The following is an 18,842-nucleotide window of genomic DNA, read 5'->3' on the forward strand; positions in this document are numbered from 1 at the left end:
ACATGGCAGGTATACACACGGTGTACAGTCCTCCCCATGTCTATCGGCCACACCCTGCTCGGGCTCCTTGAGTCCGGGCCCCGCCACGGTTACGACCTCAAGCGGACCTTCGACGAGAAGTTCGGGCACGACCGCCCCCTGCACTACGGGCAGGTCTACTCGACGATGTCCCGGCTCCTGAAGAACGGCCTCGTCGAGGTCGACGGCGTGGAGACCGACGGCGGCCCGGAACGCAAGCGCTACGCCATCACCGACGCCGGGATCACCGATGTCGCCACCTGGCTCGCCCAGCCCGAGAAGCCGGAACCGTACCTCCAGTCGACCCTGTACACCAAGGTCGTCCTGGCCATGCTCACCGGCCGGAACGCGGCCGACGTGCTCGACGCCCAGCGCTCCGAGCACCTGCGTCTGATGCGCATCCTCACCGACCGCAAGCGCAAGGGCGATCTGGCCGACCAGCTGATCTGCGACCACGCGCTGTTCCATCTGGAAGCCGATCTGCGCTGGCTGGAACTGACCGCGGCCCGGCTGGGCCAGCTCCAGAAGGTGGTGGCCCCGTGATTCCCGACGGCTCCCTGCTCAGCGCCCGCGATCTGCGCAAGACCTACGGCTCGACCCCCGCGCTCGACGGGGCCTCGTTCTCCGTCCACCCCGGTGAGGTCGTCGCCGTGATGGGCCCCTCCGGCTCCGGCAAGTCCACCCTGCTGCACTGCCTGGCCGGGATCATCACCCCGGACTCCGGCACCATCACCTACGCCGGCCGTGAGCTGTCCGCGCTCTCCGACGCCGAGCGCAGCGCCCTGCGCCGCAGCGACTTCGGCTTCGTCTTCCAGTTCGGCCAGCTCGTCCCCGAGCTGACCTGCGTGGAGAACGTCGCCCTGCCGCTGCGGCTGAACGGCACCCGCCGCAGGACCGCCGAGCGCACCGCCCTGGAGTGGATGGAGCGCCTGGAGGTCGACACCATCGGCGACAAGCGCCCCGGCGAGGTCTCCGGCGGCCAGGGCCAGCGGGTCGCCGTGGCCCGCGCGCTCGCCGCCTCCCCGAAGGTGATCTTCGCGGACGAGCCGACCGGCGCCCTGGACTCCCTCAACGGCGAACGCGTCATGCAGCTGCTCACCGACGCCGCCCGCTCCGCCAACGTGGCCGTGGTCCTGGTGACCCACGAGGCCCGTGTCGCCGCCTACTCGGACCGTGACATCACCGTCCGCGACGGCCGCGCCCTCGATCTGGAGCACACCGGATGACCCTGCTCGACCGGTCCCGGACCACCACCCCCACGGCCCCGGAGCCCCCCACCCGTGTCCCCGTGGTGCTGCGCGACCTCTGGCTCGGCATCCGCTTCGCCGCCGGCGGCGGACGCGAGGGCTGGATACGCACCCTGCTCACCGGACTCGGCGTGGGCCTGGGCGTGGCCCTGCTGCTCACCGCCGCCTCCGTACCGCACATGCTGGACGAGCGCTCCGCCCGCGACCAGGCCCGCTCCGAGACGAGGATCTCGGAGTCCCCGGACGCCCAGGCGAAGAAGTCGGACACCTCCGTGCTGCGGATCGAGGCCAGCACCGAGTACCACGACCGCTCGATCACCGGCTTCCTGATGCGCGCCGACGGCGCCCGTCCGGTCGTCCCGCCGGGCGTCCGCGCCTTCCCCGCCCCCGGCACGATGGTGGTCTCCCCCGCCCTCCGCACGCTCCTGGACGACCCGGGCAACAAGCTGCTCAGGGAACGGCTGCCGTACGAGGTGACCGGCACGATCTCCCAGGCGGGCCTGCGCTCACCGGGCGAGCTGTGGTTCTACGCCGGCAGCGACACCCTGACCGGGGCGGCGGGCGGCCACCGGATCTCCGGCTACGGCAACCCCGGCCCCTCCGACCCGATGCCGCCGATCCTCATCGTGCTGAGCATCATGGTCTGCGTGGTGCTGCTGGCCCCCGTGGCCATCTTCATCGCCACCGCCGTACGCTTCGGCGGCGACCGCCGCGACCGCCGGCTCGCCGCGCTGCGCCTGGTCGGGACGGACATCCGCTCGACGCGCCGGATCGCCGCGGGCGAGGCGCTGTTCGGCTCGGCGCTCGGTCTGCTGATCGGGGTGCTGCTGTTCGCGGTGGGCCGTGAGTACGTCGACCGCGTCGAGGTCTGGGACGCCAGCGTCTTCCCGTCCGACCTCTCCCCCGACACCCGGCTCGCGCTGCTGATCGCGGTCGCGGTCCCGCTCACCGCCGTGCTCGTCACCCTGACGGCGATGCGCTCGGTGGTCATCGAACCGCTCGGCGTCGTCCGCAACGGCCGCAGCCGCAAACGCCACCTCTGGTGGCGGCTGGGCGTGCCGGTCGCCGGGCTCGCGGTGTTCGCCCTGGCCGGCAAGGTCGAGGAGTACGGGCCGGTCAATCCGTACCCGGTCGCCGGGGGCGCGGTGCTGGTCCTGGTCGGGCTGGCCCTGCTGCTGCCGTGGCTGGTCGACGCCCTCGCCGGACGGCTGCGCGGCGGTCCGGTGCCCTGGCAGCTGGCCACCCGCCGGCTCCAGCTGAACAGCGGTGCGGCCTCCCGCGCGGTCAGCGGCGTCACGGTCGCGGTGGCCGGGGCGGTGGCGCTCCAGATGCTGTTCGCGGCGATGAACGACGACTTCAACAAGGTCACCGGGCAGGACCCGTCCCGCGCCCAGTTCTACGCCGCCTCCGAGATCGTCCGCGGCGACGCCGCCCTGCGCTCCATCAAGGAGTTCCGGGCCACCGAGGGCGTCACCAAGGTGATCGGCACGGTCGAGGCGTACGCCACCAAGCCCGGGAAGTACAGCGACGACGAGATCCAGCCCACCACCTCGTTCACCGTCGGCGACTGCGCGACGCTGCTCGAACTGGCCCGGATCACCTCCTGCCGGGACGGCGACACGTTCGTCTCGCACCCCAAGGACAAGGAACAGGCCGGCTGGGTCGACCAGACCGCCCGCAAGGGCAAGGTCCTCGAATTCGACAGTTACGGGGCGGCGAAGCCGCTGCACTGGACGCTGCCGGCCGACGCCCGCACCGTCCCCGCCCGGACCGATCCGTACGGCGAGGAGCGCTCGGGCATCCTGGTGACGCCCGGCGCGATCGACGCACGGACCCTGCCGGGGGCCCGGACCATCGTCCAGGTCCGCGTCGACGAGAGCGTCCCGGAGGCCGCGGAGTACGTCCGCAACACGGCCGCCCGGCTCGACCCGGGGATGCGGCTGGTCACGCTCAACTCGGTGGAGCGCGACCGGCAGTACGCCAGCATCCAGACCGGCCTCCAGGTCGGCGCGACCGCGACGATGCTGCTGATCGCCGCGTCCATGCTGGTCTCCCAGCTGGAGCAGTTGCGCGAGCGCAAGCGGCTGCTGTCGGTGCTGGTCGCCTTCGGCACCCGCCGGTCCACGCTCGCCTGGTCGGTGCTGTGGCAGACCGCGATCCCGGTGGTCATCGGGCTGGTGGTGGCCGTGGCCGGCGGTCTGGCGCTGGGCGCGACGCTGTGCTGGATGGTGGACAAGCAGGTGTCCGAATGGTTCCTGTTCCTGCCGATGGCGGGGGTGGGCGGGGCGCTCATCCTGCTGGTCACGCTGTTGTCGCTGCCGGTGCTGTGGCGTCTGATGCGGCCCGACGGGCTGCGCAGCGAGTAGTCCCGGCGCGACGGCCGGCCGGAGCCCGGTTCAGCTCCGGCCGGCCGTCGCCACGCGGACCGGCAGTGCCGTCATCGCCTCGCGGAGTGCCGCGGCGAACTCCTCGAACTCCTCGTGGCGGGCGGTCCCGGTCCGCATTCCCAGGGCCACCCGCCGCGCGGGCGCCGGGTCCGCGAAGTAGGCGGTGGCCAGGGCCTCGTTGCGGCCGGTCTCCACGGTCACCGCGGTGCGCGGCAGCAGGGTCACCCCGAGCCCGCCGGCGACCAGCTGCACCAGGGTGGAGAGCCCGGCGGCGGTCGTGGTGACCGGGGCGCCCTCGGTGCGTCCGGCCTCGCGGCAGATGTCGAGCGCCTGGTCGCGCAGGCAGTGCCCCTCGTCGAGCAGGAGCAGCGGCAGTTCCCGCAGGGCCTCGCGCGGTATGTCCTGCCGGCCGCCGAGCCAGTGGTCGCGCTCCATGACCAGGACGAAGTCCTCGTCGAAGAGCGGGAGTTCGGTGACGCCGGGCGCGCCGAGCGGGACGGCGAGCAGCAGCAGATCGAGCCGCCCGGCGGCCAGCCCCTCCAGCAGCGAGGCGGTCTGCTCCTCGTGCACCTGGAGGTCGAGGTCCGGGTAGCGCTCGTGGACCAGGCGCAGCACGGTGGGCAGCAGATACGGGGCGACGGTGGGGATGACGCCGAGCCGGAGCACCCCGGTGAAGGGCGCGCGGACCGCCTCGGCCTCCTCCATCAGCTCACCGACGCAGGCCAGCACCGCCCGTGCCCGCACCGCGAGCCGTTCGCCGGCCGGCGAGAGCAGCACCTTGCGCGTCGTACGCTCGATGAGCTGGACACCCAGTGCCTCCTCCAGGGCGGAGACGGCGCCGGAGAGCGCGGGCTGACTCATCCCGATCGATGCCGCCGCGTCCCGGAAGTGCAGATGTTCCGCCACGGCCGCGAAGGCGCGCAGCTGCGAGAGGCTGGGTTGTTTGGGCCGGTTGCCCGGTATGGACTGGGCCACTGATAGGCACCTCCGATCATCACGACCGAGTGTAGCTATTTCCGCGATCAATGCACTCTGTGCCAAGGTGGAGACCGTCCAACCCTCAGGAAGTCCCCCAAAAAGGGTCTTCCTACGCTGCAAGGAGAGCGCGTGCTCACTGTCGGTGACAAGTTCCCCGAGTTCGACCTGACCGCTTGTGTCTCGCTGGAGAGCGGCAAGGAGTTCGAGCAGATCAACCACAAGACCTACGAGGGTCAGTGGAAGGTCGTCTTCGCGTGGCCGAAGGACTTCACCTTCGTGTGCCCCACCGAGATCGCCGCGTTCGGCAAGCTGAACGACGAGTTCGCCGACCGTGACGCGCAGATCCTCGGCTTCTCCGGTGACTCCGAGTTCGTGCACCACGCCTGGCGCAAGGACCACCCGGACCTGACCGACCTGCCGTTCCCGATGATGGCCGACTCCAAGCACGAGCTGATGCGCGACCTCGGCATCGAGGGCGAGGACGGCTTCGCGCAGCGCGCCGTCTTCATCGTCGACCCGAACAACGAGATCCAGTTCACGATGGTGACCGCCGGTTCCGTGGGCCGTAACCCCAAGGAGGTCCTGCGGGTCCTCGACGCCCTGCAGACCGACGAGCTGTGCCCGTGCAACTGGACCAAGGGCGAGAACACCCTCGACCCGGTCGCGCTCCTCTCGGGCGAGTGAGCTGATCCGACCATGGCTCTCGACGCACTCAAGTCCGCCATACCGGACTTCGCCAAGGACCTGAAGCTCAACCTGGGCTCGGTCATCGGCAACAGCGAACTGCCGCAGCAGCAGCTCTGGGGCACCGTCCTGGCCTGCGCGATCGCCTCGCGCTCGCCGAAGGTGCTCCGCGAGCTGGAGCCGGAGGCGAAGGCCAACCTCTCCGCGGAGGCGTACACCGCCGCGAAGTCGGCCGCCGCCATCATGGCGATGAACAACGTGTTCTACCGGACCCGGCACCTGCTGTCGGACCCGGAGTACGGCAACCTCCGGGCCGGTCTGCGGATGAACGTGATCGGCAAGCCGGGCGTGGAGAAGGTCGACTTCGAGCTGTGGTCGCTCGCCGTCTCCGCGATCAACGGCTGCGGCCAGTGCCTGGACTCGCACGAGCAGGTGCTCCGCAAGGCCGGCGTGGACCGCGAGACGGTCCAGGAGGCCGTCAAGATCGCCGCGGTGATCCAGGCGGTCGGCGTGACCCTCGACGCCGAGGGCGTGCTCGCCGAATAGCGGTACCCCGTACAGGAGAGGGGCCCCGGACGACCGACCGTCCGGGGCCCCTCTCCGTCGTCCGCGCGGGGCGGCTCAGCGCGCCTTCGGCGGCTCCGCCGCAGGCTCCTCGTCGCTGCCGTCGTCGATGTCCTCGGGCGGCGAGCCGGGCGCCGGGGTGGGAGCCGTGTCCAGGGCCGTGGCGCCGTGCGGCGGCGGCGAGTTGCGCAGCGCCTCCTCCTGTCCGTACGCCCGCAGATAGCCGACCACGGTGTTGGTGACGGCGACCAGCGGGACGGCGACGACCGCGCCGCCGATGCCGGCGATCATGCCGCCGGCGGCGACGGAGAGCACCACGGCCAGCGGATGCACCCGCACCGCCCGTCCCAGGATGAACGGCTGGAGGATGTGGCCCTCGATCTGCTGCACCGCCAGGACCACCACGAGCACCATCAGGGCCGTGAAGACGCCCTCGGTGACCAGCGCGACGACCACCGCGAGCGCCCCGGAGACCACCGCCCCGACGAGCGGGATGAAGGCGAACAGGAAGATGAACACGGCCAGCGGCACGGCCATCGGCACATTGAGGAAGTAGATCCCGAGCCCGATGAAGATCGCGTCGATCAGCGCGACTATGACGGTGCCGCGCACATAGGCGGTGAGGGTCCGCCAGGCGCGCGGTCCGGCCCCGGCGACGCCCGGCCGGGCCTGGGCGGGCACCAGTTTGAGCACCCAGTGCCAGATGCGCTTGCCGTCGTAGAGCAGGAAGAGCGTGGAGAACATCGCCAGCAGCATCCCGGTGAGGATCTCCACCATGACGGTGACGCCCTGGAGCCCGGCGGAGGTGATCGCCTCGGTGTTGGTGCCGACCGTGTCGCTGAGGTTCTTCGCGATGTCGTTGATCTGTTTGTCGGTCACATGGAACGGGCTGTCCAGCAGCCAGTTCTTCAGGTCGTCGATCCCGGTCCGCACCTTGTCGGAGAGGGTGTCGATGTTGTCCATGACCTGCCAGACCACGAACCAGCCGACCAGGCCCATGATGACGAAGCCCAGGACCGCGGTGACCGCGGTGGCCAGTCCGCGCGGCAGACCGTAGCGCCTGAGCCGGGCGACGGTCGGCTGGAGCATCGCGGTGACGAGCAGCGCGGCGACGAAGGCCAGCACCACCAGCTGCACCGCGCTGATGACCCGCATCAGTACCCAGAGCGTGCCGGCGAGGACGAGCAGCCGCCAGCCCGCCTCGGCCGCGACCCGCATCCCCCAGGGAATGGCGGCGACCGGATCGGGGCGGGCCGTGACGGCGGGGGCGTACGCGGGCGGCGGCGGCACGGCGGCGGCCTTCGCGGGCGGCGGGGCGGGTTCGGACAGTCCGCCGGACGGGGTCATGTCCTCGTCCTCGGCGCGCCGTTCCTCCAGGCGCTCCCCCAGTCTGGTCAGTTCCGCACCCAGTTGTCCGAGCCACCCCGGCAGTTTCGACATTCGGTTCCTCTACCCCCGTCCGCTCTCCCCACCGCTCCCCGGGAACGGCTCCCCGACCGTACACGCGCGAAGCCCCTCACCGTAGGACGGTGAGGGGCTTCGTGAGGTTGAGACCGGAACCTCGCGGGTTCCTAGTACCAGTGGTTGGCCTGCCAGAAGGACCAGGCACCGCACGGGCTGCCGTAGCGGCTGTCCATGTAGTTGAGGCCCCACTTGATCTGGGTGGCCGGGTTGGTCTGCCAGTCGGCACCGGCGGACGCCATCTTGGAGCCCGGCAGCGCCTGGACGAGACCGTAGGCACCGGAGGACGGGTTGCTCGCCCGGTAGTTCCAGCTCGACTCGTGGTTCACGATGTTGCTGAAGCACTGGAACTGGTCGCCGGGGATCATCTGGCGGGCCATCGCCTGGACTTCGGCCACGGTGTACGAGCCCTGGGAGGCGAACGAGGAGGCGCTGCGGACGGACGACCGGCTGGCGCGCTCGGCGTCCTCCTTGGCCTTCCGGTCCTTCTCCAGCTTCTCCTCGGCCGCCGCCTTCTTGGACTTGGCGTCCTTGGCGGCCTGCACACGGGCGGATTCCTCGGCGGACTTCTTCGCCGCCGCGTCGGCCGCGGACGCCTGGGCGTCGGCCTGCTGCGTCAGGGAAGCGGTCTGCACCTGGGCCTGCTGGCCCGCGGGGATGTCTGCGAGCAGCGTGGTGTCGGCTGCGGTCGCCTCGAAGTTGTTGTCGTCCGCAGCGGGAGTGCTGCCCGACGCAACGCCGACGACGGCGCCTACGGTGGTGACCGCGGTGGCGGATGCCACGGCGAACCCCCGGACCGAAATCCGGCTCACACGGTGTCCTTCCAGCATCGCCCGCTTAGGTGACCTCGCGGGCGCAATCGTGCCCCTGGCACTGGCCTCCCTACTGCTTGGGTCACGGGAGGCACGGGCCCGGTGGGCGACTCCCCGGAGGGAGCGCCGCGTGGTGCTCGCGGGCGGCATACGGACGGCGATTGTTGAGTTGTGTGGTGCGTGGCGCCTGTGGAGGTGCCGGTGTGCCGTATGCGGGGCCTGACGGAAGCAAGACTCTGCCGGAACGCCCCGCCGCGAAGCAATTCTCTCCTGCGTGTGAAAGCTCACACCTCGTTTGGAGCACGTGAATCGAGGAAAAGGTGCCGCAACACGACGCCGCCCGGCTAGGCTCTTCGGCCCGCCGGGCGGCTCAACGCGTGCAAGGCGTATCAGATCTGGACGTCCTCCAGCATTTCGGTCACCAGTGCGGCGATACGGGAGCGTTCCGAACGCGTGAGCGTCACATGGGCGAAGAGCGGATGCCCCTTCAGCTTCTCGACGACGGCGACCACACCGTCGTAGCGGCCGACCCGGAGGTTGTCCCGCTGGGCCACGTCATGCGTGAGCACCACCCGGGAATTCGCCCCGATCCGGGACAACACGGTCAGCAGGACGTTCCGTTCGAGGGACTGGGCCTCGTCCACGATCACGAACGCGTCGTGCAGCGACCGGCCCCGGATGTGGGTGAGCGGCAGGACCTCCAGCATGCCGCGCCCCAGCACCTCCTCGATGACCTCGCGGCCCGAGACCGCCGAGAGCGTGTCGAACACGGCCTGGGCCCAGGGGCTCATCTTCTCGGCCTCGCTGCCGGGGAGATAGCCGAGCTCCTGCCCGCCCACCGCGTACAGCGGCCGGAAGACCATCACCTTCTTGTGCTGGCCGCGCTCCAGCACCGCCTCCAGGCCGGCGCAGAGCGCCAGCGCGGACTTGCCGGTGCCGGCCCGGCCGCCGAGCGAGAGGATGCCGACCTCCGGGTCCAGCAGGAGGTCCAGGGCGATGCGCTGCTCGGCGCTGCGGCCGTGGATGCCGAAGGCCTCCCGGTCGCCGCGGACGAGCCGCACGTTGCCCTCCGCCGTCACCCGGCCGAGCGCCTTGCCCCGCTCGGACTGGAGGACCAGCCCGGTGTGGACGGGCAGTTCGGCCGCCTCGGGGACGTACAGCGTCTCCTCGGAGAAGAGCAGGTCCACCTGCTCCCCGCTGAGGGTGAGCTCGGACATGCCCGTCCAGCCGGATTCGGTGACGGCCAGCTCGGCGCGGTACTCCTCGGCGAGGAGGCCGACGGACGAGGCCTTGATGCGCAGGGGCAGGTCCTTGGAGACGACCGTGACGTCGTACCCCTCGGCCTGGAGATTGCGTGCGACGGCGAGGATCCGTGAGTCGTTGTCCCCCAACCGGTAGCCGGCGGGAAGGACGCCGGGATCGGAGTGGTTGAGTTCGACACGGAGCGTCCCGCCCAGGTCCCCCAGGGGGATCGGGGCATCCAGCCGGCCGTACCGGACCCGGAGGTCGTCCAGCAGGCGCAGGGCCTGGCGGGCGAAGTACCCGAGTTCGGGGTGGTGCCGTTTGGCCTCCAGCTCCGTGACCACGACGATCGGGAGCACGACCTCGTGCTCGTCGAAGCGGGTCAGGGCGTTGGGGTCGGCCAGCAGGACGCTGGTGTCGAGAACGTAGGTGCGCCGGTCGGGCATGCGGCGCTTTGTGCTGGTCACCACGGAAGGACGTACCCCCTCGGACGAGGTTGGGGTGCGACGGCGTCGCGGAGCATCCCAAAGGGAGAGGACGGACCGGGCTCCGGCCACCTTGCGCGGGCCGAGCGCCGGCCCTCCGCGTCAGCCGCACTGTATGTACGGTCCTTCGTGTGCAAAGGGCCTCCCGGGCGAGCGGACTGGGAGCCGCTCACTTGGACACGACGTCCGCCTGGTTGGCGACCGGACGTCGACCTGTCTGGGGTATGCCCTCGAACGCGCCGTGCCATGCCGATCCGGCCGCGTCCGGACGAAGAGGTTCAGCCGCCGTAGCGGCGGTGACGGGCGGCGTAGTCGCGCAGCGCCCGCAGGAAGTCGACCCGGCGGAACGCCGGCCAGAAGACCTCGCAGAAGTAGTACTCGGAGTGCGCGCTCTGCCAGAGCATGAAGCCGGAGAGGCGCTGTTCGCCACTGGTGCGGATCACCAGGTCGGGGTCGGGCTGGCCCCGGGTGTAGAGGTGCTCGGAGATCAGGTCGGTGGAGACGATCTCGGCCAGGTCCTCGAACGAGGTGCCCTTCTCGGAGTGCTCCAGGAGCAGGGAGCGCACGGCGTCCGCGATCTCCTGGCGGCCGCCGTAGCCCACGGCGACGTTCACCAGTATTCCGTCGACCCCCGCCGTGGCCTCTTCGGCCTCCTTGAGGACCGTCTGGGTGTGCGCGGGCAGCAGATCCAGGGTGCCGACGTGGTGGACGCGCCAGCGGCCGTCGGCGACCAGGTCGCGCACGGTGTTCTCGATGATGCCGAGGAGGGGGATCAGCTCCGACTCGGGCCGGTCGAAGTTGTCCGTGGAGAGCATCCAGAGCGTGACGACCTCGACGTCGGTCTCGCTGCACCAGCCGAGCAGTTCCTTGATCTTGTCCGCACCGGCCTGGTGCCCCTGCGCGGCCGTGCCCCCGGACGCCTTCGCCCAGCGACGGTTCCCGTCGAGGATGACTCCGATGTGCTTGGGCACCTGGGCGTGATCGAGGCGGGCCTCCACCCGGCGCGCGTAGAGCCCGTACACCAGGTCGCGCAAGTTCACTGAGTCCACCTCTCGGTTCCGTGCGGGGCCGCCCGCCCCTGTGCCCCGGGCTGTCCCCTGGGGATCGGATCGCCGCACCGGAAGGGGGCCGTCGCCCCGCCGTGCCGTGGCAGTCCCGAAGCCGCCACATTACTGCGCGGGCGCCGCACCGGCCCAACCCGGGCTGTCACAAGTCCGTGATAAGGAGTGAAACGTGACTGATTCCTCCTCCCCCTACACGGCCGCCGGTGACCGGTACGACTCCATGGAGTACCGCCGCACCGGCCGCAGCGGCCTCAAGCTCCCGGCGGTCTCCCTCGGCCTCTGGCACAACTTCGGCGACGACCGCACGCTGGACTCGCAGCGCGCCATCCTGCGCCGCGCCTTCGACCTCGGTGTGACCCACTTCGACCTGGCCAACAACTACGGGCCGCCGCCCGGCTCCGCCGAGCTGAACTTCGGGAAGATCTTCGCCCAGGACTTCGCGCCCTACCGGGACGAGCTGATCGTCTCGACCAAGGCGGGCTACGAGATGCACCCCGGCCCCTACGGCGAGTGGGGCTCCCGGAAGTACCTGCTCTCCTCGCTCGACGCCTCGCTGCGGCGCACGGGCCTGGAGTACGTCGACATCTTCTACTCCCACCGCTTCGACCCGGACACTCCGCTGGAGGAGACGATGGGGGCGCTGGCCTCCGCCGTGCACCGGGGCAAGGCGCTGTACGCGGGAGTGTCCTCGTACACCTCCGCGCAGACCGCCGAGGCGGCCCGGCTGCTGAAGGAGATGGGGGTGCCGGCCCTGATCCACCAGCCGTCCTACTCGATGATCAACCGCTGGACCGAGGACGACGGGCTGCTGGACACCCTGGAGACGGCCGGCATGGGCTGCATCTCCTTCGTGCCGCTCGCCCAGGGGCTGCTGACCGGGAAGTACCTGAAGGGCATTCCGGAGGGCTCGCGGGCCACCCAGGGCAAGTCCCTGAACCCGGACCTGCTCTCGGACGAGGTGGTGCGCCGGCTGAACGGGCTGAACGCCATCGCCGCCCGCCGCGGCCAGTCGCTGGCCCAGCTGGCCCTCAACTGGGTGCTGCGCGACCCGCGTATGACGTCGGCCCTGATCGGGGCGTCGAGCGTGGCGCAGCTGGAGGAGAACGTCGCGGCGCTGTCCGGGCCGGAGCTGTCGGCCGGTGAGCTGACGGAGATCGACGCCTTCGCCGTGGACACCGAGGGCACCAACATCTGGGCCGGGCGGGGCTGAACGGCCGCCGGGGCGCGGAGCCCGCGTCCCGGCCGTGTCCGGGCCGTGTCCGGGCACAAAAAAACGGGCCGGTCCGTGGGGGGGGGTTACGGACCGGCCCGAGGGGGGGTTTCCACCATAACCCTTCGTAAGTGATGCTGCGTGCCACGGCGCGAAATAATTACTCTCCGAATGTGCGGAACTGCGCTGCGGACACAGAATCCGGCCTTCCGCACCCCTCCGAACTGCACGGACGTCCCCGGGCGCCGCATTGACGCCCGGCCGGCTCCCAGGACGTACACAGGATGTGCACATTCCGCGTGTCGGTGACCGTCCCCTTCCGGTTCGCGCGGCCGGCGGCGGGGCGGGTTCCGGTCCGGCGGGCCGGTACGTTCCCTGTCATGACGTCACGCCGCACCACCGTGTCCTGGACCGGGGCGAACGCCCGCCGGATGGCCCGTCAGGGGCTGACGGACCGGCTGACGGCCGGGCCGGACGGGATCGTCGCGGCGATGCCCGCCGCGCAGGCCCAGATCCTGTCGGCGGCCGAACTGTCCGTGGGGCTGCGCGGGCGCGGGCTGACCCGGGCCGATGTACGGGCGGCGCTGTGGACGGACCGCACCCTGGTGAAGACCTTCGGGCCGCGGGGCACCGTGCATCTGGTCGCGGCGGCCGATCTCCCGATGTGGACGGGCGCCCTGTCCGCCCTTCCGGCGGGGCGCGGCGGTCAGCCGGAGGGCGTCCGGATGAGTCCGCGGGAGACGGAGACCGTGCTGGCCGCGATCGGTGACGCGCTGACGGGTGCGGAGCTGACCGTGGACGAGCTGACGGACGCGGTGGTGGAGCGGGCGGGGGCGTGGGCGGGCGAGGAGGTGATGCCCGCCTTCGGGACGATGTGGCCGCGCTGGCGGCAGGTGACCCATCTGGCGTCCCACCGGGGGCTGCTCTGCTTCGGCGCGGACCGCGGCCGCAAGGTCACCTACACCCGCCCCGACGTCACCCCGCTGGACGGTCCGGCGGGCGTGGCCGCGCTCGTGCGCCGCTATCTGTACGCGTACGGGCCCGCCGCCCCGCAGGACTTCGCCCGCTGGCTCGCCGCGCCGAACCGCTGGGCCGCCGAGGTCTTCGACCGGGCGGCGGCGGCCGGGGAGGCCGAGGAGGTCCGCTACGAGGACGGCACGGCGGCGTGGGTGGCGGCGGGCGACACCGTCTTCCCCGGGGAGCCGGTGCGCGGGGTGCGGCTGCTCCCCTACTTCGACGCGTTCGTCATCGCCTCGCAGCCGCGCGCCCGGCTCTACCCGGGGGCCGCGTACGAACGGGCGCTGGCGGGCGGTCAGGCGGGGAACTTCCCGGTGCTGCTGGTCGACGGCGTGGTGGCCGGGGTGTGGCACCAGCGCCGCTCGGGGCGGCGGCTCGCGGTGACGGTGGAGCCGCTGTCCCCGCTGACGGACGGACAGCTCCGGGAGCTGGACGAGCAGGTGGCCCGGGTGGGCGAGGTGGGCGAGGCCCGGCCGGAGCTGACCCTGGGGGCCGTGACGGTGGGGCCGCACGCGTAAGGGCGTGTCCCCCGGTCAGTTCGCGGCGGGCGCGCCCCGGTGGCCCCGGGTGAAGCGGAGGGAGACCGTGTCGCCGCCGGTCACCACGAACCGGCCGCCCTCGCAGTGGATGACGGCCTCCTGGACCGCGCCCCACGCGTCCGCGCGCTCCTCGGTGCGCAGCACGGTCCAGCCGCCGTCGGGCGGAGGGGTCAGCGAGGCCAGGGGGGCGTACGTCCATTGGGCGGCCGGCACGCACCAGGCGGGCAGGTCGGGCCAGGCGCCGGCGCCGATGTGCAGACTGCCGTCGGAGGCGCAGGTCAGCAGCACGGACTGGCCGTCCACGAGCAGGAAGGCGACCGCCTCGGGCTCGCCCATGGGTCCTTCGGGACGGTAGAAGATGCCGAGCACACCGACGATCCGGGCCCCCGCGAGCCATTCGGAGCCGCCCTGCCTCGCGCCGCGTACCGCTTCCCCGCCGTTGCCGTCCGTCATCGCGCGCTCCCTCCCCTGGGGACCAGGGTGCCACTCTTCGGGCCCGGGGAGGGGGGCGCCCGCTCACTCGGTGGTGCGGGTTTCCCCCGGGGCGCCGGTCCGCCCCGGCCGGCGGGCCTCGATGAGGAAGCGGGTGGTGTGGGCGACGAACGGCCCCCGGGTCTCGATGCGGTGGTGCAGGGCCTCCAGCCGGTCGCGGTGGGCGTCGACGGTGAAGCCGGGCACCATCCAGATCACCTTGCGCAGGAAGTAGACGACGGCCCCGATGTCGAGGAACTCGGTGCGCAGCCGCTCCGCACGCAGATCGACGACCTCAAGCCCGGCGGCCTCGGCGGCGGTGCGGGCGGCTTCCGGGTCGCGCCGACCCCGTACCTCGGGCGGCTGCGGCCCAAGGACGTACTCGACGAGTTCGAAGACGCTGGCCGGGCCGACCTGCTGGGAGAAGTACGTGCCGCCGGGGGTCAGGACGCGGGCGATCTCGGACCACCAGGTGGTGACGGGGTGGCGGCTCACCACGAGGTCGAAGGCGTCGTCGCCGAAGGGCAGCGGGGGTTCGTCGGTGTCGGCGACGACGACGGCGCCACGGGGGTGCAGGAGGGCGGTGGCGCGGGCGACGTTGGGCGGCCAGCCCTCGGTGGCGACGGTCAGCGGCGCCAGCTTCGGCGCGGAGGCCAGCACCTCGCCGCCCCCGGTCTGGATGTCGAGCGCGGCGTGCGCCCGGCCGAGGCGTTCGGCCATGGCGCGGGCATAGCCCCAGGAGGGGCGTTCCTCGGTGGCCCGCCCGTCGAGCCAGGAGAAGTCCCACCCGTCCACGGAGACGGCGTCGGCCTCGGCGACGAGGGTCTCGAAGCGTTCCCTGCTGTCCGGGGTCAGGGCGGTCCGTGCGGTGCGGGGGCTGTCGGTCATAGGGCGCATCGTCGCAGCCGGGCGCGGACGCCCGCGACCGCGTTTCGCGGCGGCGCGGGACCGGCCGTCAGGCGGCCAGGCCGCCGAAGAGCAGGCCGAGCAGCGCGCCCGCGATCATGAACGGGCCGAACGGGATGCCGGTCTTGCGCCCGGCGCGCCGCATGATCACGAGTACCAGCCCGTACAGCGCGCCGAACAGGAACCCGGCGAACCCTCCGGCGAACACGACCGCCCAGCCGTACCAGCCGAGCGCGACGCCCAGCGAGAGGGCGAGTTTGACGTCGCCGAAGCCCATGCCGTTCGGGTTGATGAGGAAGAGGACGAAGTAGAAGGCGCCGAGGGCGGCTCCGCCGAGGAGCGCGGAGAGCCAGCTGCCCGCGTGCTCGGGCAGCAGGGCGGCGGCGCCCAGGAGGACGGCGGCGGCGGCCGCGGCCGGCAGGGTCAGCTGGTCGGGCAGCCGGTGGACGCGGCGGTCGATGGACGCCAGGAGGACGCCGACGGGCGCGAGCAGCAGCCAGACGGCGAGTTCGGGGCGGGTGCCGGTGGCCGCGGCGAGGGCGGCGCAGCCGAGGGCGGTGACGACGGGGGCGAGGAGGCGCGGGGCGTAGCGGCCGTCGCGGCGGGGGGTTTCGGGTGTCCCGTCCTCGTCCTCGGGGGCCGCTTCGGCGTCCCCGGCCGGTTCCCCGGCGGCGGGCGCGTCCGGTGCGGGGGCGGCGGCGGTGCGTACGGCGATGGCCGCGCCCACCTCGGCGCAGGTGGCGCAGCGCGTGGAGCCCAGCCAGCCCCCGGCGGGCCCGGTGAGGGCGTGGCCGGCGGGGCAGGTGTCCCGCCATGCCTCCTCCGGTTCGACGGAGAACCGGTAGGCGGCGCGCGGGACCAGCAGTCCGGTCGCGGCCCCCCAGAGGGCGGCGACCCCTATCAGGATGGCGTACACGTCATCGACCCTAGGGGGCGCGCGGATACGGGTCATGGGCCCTGGGGCCCACTGCGGGCCGATACGGGCCCAGAGGCCGTCACGTGGCGCTACCGTCATGGCCATGGCTCGATGGCGCAATGGAACAGGAACGCTGACGATCACGGACGGGGACCGGGAGACGGAGGTGCCGCTGCGGATCGCGGCCTCGTACCGGCACCGGGCCCGGGGGCTGCTCGGGCAGGACGGGGTGGACGGGGCACTGCTGATCACCCCGTGCGGGAGCGTGCACTCCTTCCGCATGCGGTTCACGATCGATGTGGCGTATCTGGACCGGAAGTTCACCGTGGTGGCCGTCCACACGATGAAGCCCGGCCGGCTGGGCCTCCCCCGGCTGCGCGCCCGGCACGTCATCGAGTCGGAGGCCGGTGCGATGGCCGCCTGGGGGCTGCGGCCCGGCACACGGGTGCGGATCGAGCAGAACGGCTGAACGGGGGCCCCGCGCGAGCCCGGTGGGCGGGGCGCGGGGTTGGGACCCTGGGCCCAAGACGCCGCGCCCGTGGCCCCGTAGGGTCGAAACCATGCCATTCATGGGGGAGTTGCGTCGTCGGGTCCGGCGCGGAGTGCCGCGCACCAGTGTGCGGCTGCCGGGCGCGCGGCTGCGCGGGCGCCGGGACCGTGGCCAGGGTGCTCTGGAGTACGTCGGCCTGACCCTGGTCGTCGTCGCGATCGTCGGCGCCCTGATGGCCACCGGTGTCGGCCCCGATCTCGCGAAGAAGTTCGGGGTCGAGATCTGCAAGGTCACCGGCGGCGGGAACTGCGGTGGCGGGGGCGGCGACGAGGCCGACGGGAGCAACAGCCCCGGCCAGGGCGATCCCGCCTCGGACACGAACCCCGACGGGTCCGCCAAATCGCCCGAGCAGATCGCCTACGACCAGGCGCTCAAGGACCTCCAGGACGCCCAGGCCGAGGAGAAGTCCAACGGCGACAAGGCCCTCGAAGCGGCCAAGGAGCTGGCGAAGATCCTCGCCGACGAGCTGGGGATCACGGACGCGCTGGACTGCATCACCAAGGGCGACATGGGCGCCTGCACCGAAACCCTCGTGAACATCCTGCTGAGCCTCATCGGCGGCGCGGTCGGGAAACTCGCCGCGAAGTACGGGGCGCCCTGGAAGTGGAAGAAGGCCTACAAGCTCATCCAGGCCCTCAAGAAGCACGGCGGCGACCTCTACGACGGCCTCAAGGGCCTCATCAAGAGCAGAAAGAAAGTCAAGGACGCCGAGAAGGCCCTCGAAGACGCCGGCAAGAAACTCGACGACGTCAAGAAGCCCAAGAAACCGGACGAGAAGAAGCCCGACGAGAAGAAGCCGACCACCTGCGCGGTGAAGCACAGCTTCCTCGCCGGCACCCAGGTCCTGCTGGCCGACGGCCGTACCCGTGCCATCGAGGCGGTCCGCCCCGGCGACCGGGTCGTCGCGACCGATCCGGTGAGCGGCCGGACGGTGGCGCGCCGGGTCGAACGGTCCATCACCACGTACGACGACAAGCACTTCACCCGGCTCACCGTGCTCGCCGGCGGTGTCCCGGCCCGGCTCACCGCCACGGACACCCACCCCTTCTGGGTCAAGGGCGACGCCGGCTGGACGGACGCGGGCGACCTGGTCCGCGGGGACGCCCTGCGCACCGAGACGGGCGGCACGCTGACGGTCACCGGCATCACCCGGTACACCCAGCGGCAGACCACGTACGACCTCACCGTGGACGGCATCCACACCTACTACGTGGGCATCGGCCGGGCGAACGCGCTCGTCCACAACAACGACTGCGACATGTCGCCTGACGAGGTCAAGGCGGCGAAGGAGCCGAAGGTCGGCGAAGGGGACCCGAAGAAGTTCAAGGACCACTTCCAGCGGCACAAGAAGCTGATCGAGGACGCGCTGGGCACGAAGTACAAGAAGCTCAAGGAGGACGGCCCGCGCTTCCGCCAGGACATCGCGGACGCCATCAAGCGGGGCGACTTCCAACTGGTCGGCAAGGGCACGTTGAAGAAGGGCGAGCCCGAGGGACTGATCTATCGTGGCAAGGGCGTGACCGTCGTCCTCAAGGAGAACGGTGACTTCTGGACCGCTCTCAAGAGCGGCGAGGGCATGGACACCGGCATTCAGATCACCAAGAAGGTGCCCACGCCGTAGCCCCGCCCCCGGGCGGGCACGGTGTGCGGCGGAAGCGGGAGAGCGGACATGAGCGGCTGGCGTACGGCCGAGGAGGCACTGCGCGACCACCCCGTCCGCGACGTCCTCGTCCCGGGGTTCCTGGACCGGGACGACGACGTCCCCGAGGTCCGGCCGCAGCCGCTCGTCGTCTGGCTGCGGCTGGACGAGGGGCTGCTGCGGTTCGCGTCGGCCGGCCAGTTCGACCGGCTGGAGGCCGTGGCGGCGGACGGTTTCGACTGGAGCGACGTCGACCTGCTCGCGGACGCGGAGGACGAGGTCGTCGTCACCCGGTGCGGGGAGCAGCTCTTCGGCGACGGCCGGGACGAGCTGCGCTGCACCGCGCTGCGGGTCTACCGCGCGCCGGGCGCCGGCCCCGGGGTCTGCACCTGTCTCGCCCTGGACTTCGAGGGCGGGCACACCCTGTTCCTCGATCCGACCTGGACCTTCGGCATCCGGGTCGGCAACGCGGCGGACGAGCGGCGCTGGCGCGAGCTGTACGACGAGGCGGGGACGGCGCTGGCGGCCGAGGTGTCACCGGCCACGGCGGACGGCTGACTCCCCCGCACCGGCACGCGGACACGGCTGCGGCCCGGCACCCCGGAATCCGGGGGTGCCGGGCCGCAGCCGCGTGGGGTTCGCGGGGCGGTCC

General features: G+C 71.8%; 18 protein-coding genes. 10 read left to right on the forward strand and 8 right to left on the reverse strand.

All coding sequences use genetic code 11. The annotated features are described in order from the left end of the window. Window positions 1-36: 36 nt before the first annotated feature. From ACZ4FH_RS16855 to ACZ4FH_RS16865, 3 genes are read left to right on the forward strand one after another with little or no spacing between them, the layout of a single operon-like run. Window positions 37-561: a PadR family transcriptional regulator gene (locus ACZ4FH_RS16855; protein WP_467305403.1), complete on the forward strand. Its 525-nt coding sequence runs from the start codon at window positions 37-39 to the stop codon at window positions 559-561. Further along, the gene (locus tag ACZ4FH_RS16860; RefSeq protein ID WP_467305405.1) at window positions 558-1,244 is read left to right on the forward strand and encodes an ABC transporter ATP-binding protein; all 687 of its coding nucleotides are present in this window, start codon (window positions 558-560) and stop codon (window positions 1,242-1,244) included. Before ACZ4FH_RS16855 ends, ACZ4FH_RS16860 begins: the two co-directional genes overlap by 4 nt. After that, window positions 1,241-3,631 (forward strand): ABC transporter permease, encoded by a 2,391-nt coding sequence (locus ACZ4FH_RS16865; protein ID WP_467305407.1) that lies wholly within the window; start codon window positions 1,241-1,243, stop codon window positions 3,629-3,631. Before ACZ4FH_RS16860 ends, ACZ4FH_RS16865 begins: the two co-directional genes overlap by 4 nt. Window positions 3,632-3,661: 30 nt before the next feature. On the opposite strand, the gene ACZ4FH_RS16870 is transcribed toward ACZ4FH_RS16865, so the two are convergent. Next, complete coding sequence (locus ACZ4FH_RS16870; protein WP_467305408.1) at window positions 3,662-4,627, reverse strand: hydrogen peroxide-inducible genes activator; 966 nt, start codon at window positions 4,625-4,627, stop codon at window positions 3,662-3,664. Between the two features lie 132 nt (window positions 4,628-4,759). Here ACZ4FH_RS16870 and ACZ4FH_RS16875 point away from each other — a divergent pair, with 132 nt between their 5' ends. Beyond that, window positions 4,760-5,314, forward strand: a complete 555-nt coding sequence (locus tag ACZ4FH_RS16875; RefSeq protein WP_164636257.1) for a peroxiredoxin — start codon at window positions 4,760-4,762, stop codon at window positions 5,312-5,314. Between the two features lie 12 nt (window positions 5,315-5,326). Continuing rightward, a complete protein-coding gene (locus ACZ4FH_RS16880; protein ID WP_385109898.1) occupies window positions 5,327-5,860 on the forward strand; it encodes an alkyl hydroperoxide reductase in 534 nt (177 codons plus the stop codon). 75 nt (window positions 5,861-5,935) lie between these two features. On the opposite strand, the gene ACZ4FH_RS16885 is transcribed toward ACZ4FH_RS16880, so the two are convergent. The 4 genes from ACZ4FH_RS16885 to ACZ4FH_RS16900 all read right to left on the reverse strand — a co-directional run bounded on the left by ACZ4FH_RS16885 (window position 5,936) and on the right by ACZ4FH_RS16900 (window position 10,918). Beyond that, window positions 5,936-7,318: an AI-2E family transporter gene (locus tag ACZ4FH_RS16885; protein WP_467305411.1), complete on the reverse strand. Its 1,383-nt coding sequence runs from the start codon at window positions 7,316-7,318 to the stop codon at window positions 5,936-5,938. Window positions 7,319-7,449: 131 nt separating this feature from the next. Continuing rightward, window positions 7,450-8,151: an aggregation-promoting factor C-terminal-like domain-containing protein gene (locus ACZ4FH_RS16890; RefSeq protein ID WP_383650435.1), complete on the reverse strand. Its 702-nt coding sequence runs from the start codon at window positions 8,149-8,151 to the stop codon at window positions 7,450-7,452. Window positions 8,152-8,540: 389 nt separating this feature from the next. Beyond that, on the reverse strand, window positions 8,541-9,863 hold the full coding sequence (locus ACZ4FH_RS16895; protein WP_383650433.1) for a PhoH family protein: 1,323 nt from the start codon (window positions 9,861-9,863) through the stop codon (window positions 8,541-8,543). 293 nt (window positions 9,864-10,156) lie between these two features. Then, complete coding sequence (locus ACZ4FH_RS16900; protein ID WP_467305413.1) at window positions 10,157-10,918, reverse strand: isoprenyl transferase; 762 nt, start codon at window positions 10,916-10,918, stop codon at window positions 10,157-10,159. Between the two features lie 193 nt (window positions 10,919-11,111). On the opposite strand from ACZ4FH_RS16900, the gene mgrA reads away from it, so the two are divergent. Together mgrA and ACZ4FH_RS16910 are read left to right on the forward strand one after the other, a co-directional pair. Then, entirely contained in the window at window positions 11,112-12,152 is a 1,041-nt protein-coding gene (mgrA, locus tag ACZ4FH_RS16905; protein ID WP_467305414.1) for an L-glyceraldehyde 3-phosphate reductase, read from the forward strand. 380 nt (window positions 12,153-12,532) lie between these two features. After that, a complete protein-coding gene (locus tag ACZ4FH_RS16910) occupies window positions 12,533-13,687 on the forward strand; it encodes a winged helix DNA-binding domain-containing protein (protein WP_467305415.1) in 1,155 nt (384 codons plus the stop codon). 15 nt (window positions 13,688-13,702) lie between these two features. Here ACZ4FH_RS16910 and ACZ4FH_RS16915 read toward each other — a convergent pair whose 3' ends face one another. The 3 genes from ACZ4FH_RS16915 to ACZ4FH_RS16925 form a co-directional block, all read right to left on the reverse strand. Then, window positions 13,703-14,161, reverse strand: coding sequence for a hypothetical protein (locus ACZ4FH_RS16915; protein ID WP_467305416.1), 459 nt, complete (start codon window positions 14,159-14,161; stop codon window positions 13,703-13,705). Between the two features lie 63 nt (window positions 14,162-14,224). Further along, window positions 14,225-15,067 (reverse strand): class I SAM-dependent methyltransferase, encoded by an 843-nt coding sequence (locus tag ACZ4FH_RS16920; RefSeq protein ID WP_467305417.1) that lies wholly within the window; start codon window positions 15,065-15,067, stop codon window positions 14,225-14,227. 67 nt (window positions 15,068-15,134) lie between these two features. After that, on the reverse strand, window positions 15,135-16,001 hold the full coding sequence (locus tag ACZ4FH_RS16925) for a prepilin peptidase (RefSeq protein WP_467305418.1): 867 nt from the start codon (window positions 15,999-16,001) through the stop codon (window positions 15,135-15,137). Window positions 16,002-16,098: 97 nt separating this feature from the next. Here ACZ4FH_RS16925 and ACZ4FH_RS16930 point away from each other — a divergent pair, with 97 nt between their 5' ends. The 3 genes from ACZ4FH_RS16930 to ACZ4FH_RS16940 all read left to right on the forward strand — a co-directional run bounded on the left by ACZ4FH_RS16930 (window position 16,099) and on the right by ACZ4FH_RS16940 (window position 18,748). Then, entirely contained in the window at window positions 16,099-16,470 is a 372-nt protein-coding gene (locus ACZ4FH_RS16930) for a DUF192 domain-containing protein (protein WP_467305419.1), read from the forward strand. A 91-nt stretch (window positions 16,471-16,561) separates the two neighbouring features. Next, on the forward strand, window positions 16,562-18,172 hold the full coding sequence (locus ACZ4FH_RS16935; protein WP_467305421.1) for a polymorphic toxin-type HINT domain-containing protein: 1,611 nt from the start codon (window positions 16,562-16,564) through the stop codon (window positions 18,170-18,172). A 48-nt stretch (window positions 18,173-18,220) separates the two neighbouring features. Then, window positions 18,221-18,748, forward strand: coding sequence for a hypothetical protein (locus ACZ4FH_RS16940; RefSeq protein ID WP_467305422.1), 528 nt, complete (start codon window positions 18,221-18,223; stop codon window positions 18,746-18,748). The last annotated feature ends 94 nt before the right edge of the window (window positions 18,749-18,842 follow it).

This window comes from Streptomyces sp. NPDC024555, from assembly GCF_055559335.1.

Excerpts from the sequence above, each read along its gene's own strand:
- ACZ4FH_RS16855 (WP_467305403.1), top strand. The coding sequence starts at position 37 with ATGTCTATCGGCCACACCCTGCTCGGGCTCCTTGAGTCCGGGCCCCGC.
- ACZ4FH_RS16865 (WP_467305407.1), top strand. The coding sequence starts at position 1,241 with ATGACCCTGCTCGACCGGTCCCGGACCACCACCCCCACGGCCCCGGAG.
- ACZ4FH_RS16880 (WP_385109898.1), top strand. The coding sequence starts at position 5,327 with ATGGCTCTCGACGCACTCAAGTCCGCCATACCGGACTTCGCCAAGGAC.
- ACZ4FH_RS16885 (WP_467305411.1), bottom strand. The coding sequence starts at position 7,318 with ATGTCGAAACTGCCGGGGTGGCTCGGACAACTGGGTGCGGAACTGACC.
- ACZ4FH_RS16910 (WP_467305415.1), top strand. The coding sequence starts at position 12,533 with ATGACGTCACGCCGCACCACCGTGTCCTGGACCGGGGCGAACGCCCGC.
- ACZ4FH_RS16915 (WP_467305416.1), bottom strand. The coding sequence starts at position 14,161 with ATGACGGACGGCAACGGCGGGGAAGCGGTACGCGGCGCGAGGCAGGGC.
- ACZ4FH_RS16920 (WP_467305417.1), bottom strand. The coding sequence starts at position 15,067 with ATGACCGACAGCCCCCGCACCGCACGGACCGCCCTGACCCCGGACAGC.
- ACZ4FH_RS16930 (WP_467305419.1), top strand. The coding sequence starts at position 16,099 with ATGGCCATGGCTCGATGGCGCAATGGAACAGGAACGCTGACGATCACG.
- ACZ4FH_RS16935 (WP_467305421.1), top strand. The coding sequence starts at position 16,562 with ATGCCATTCATGGGGGAGTTGCGTCGTCGGGTCCGGCGCGGAGTGCCG.
- ACZ4FH_RS16940 (WP_467305422.1), top strand. The coding sequence starts at position 18,221 with ATGAGCGGCTGGCGTACGGCCGAGGAGGCACTGCGCGACCACCCCGTC.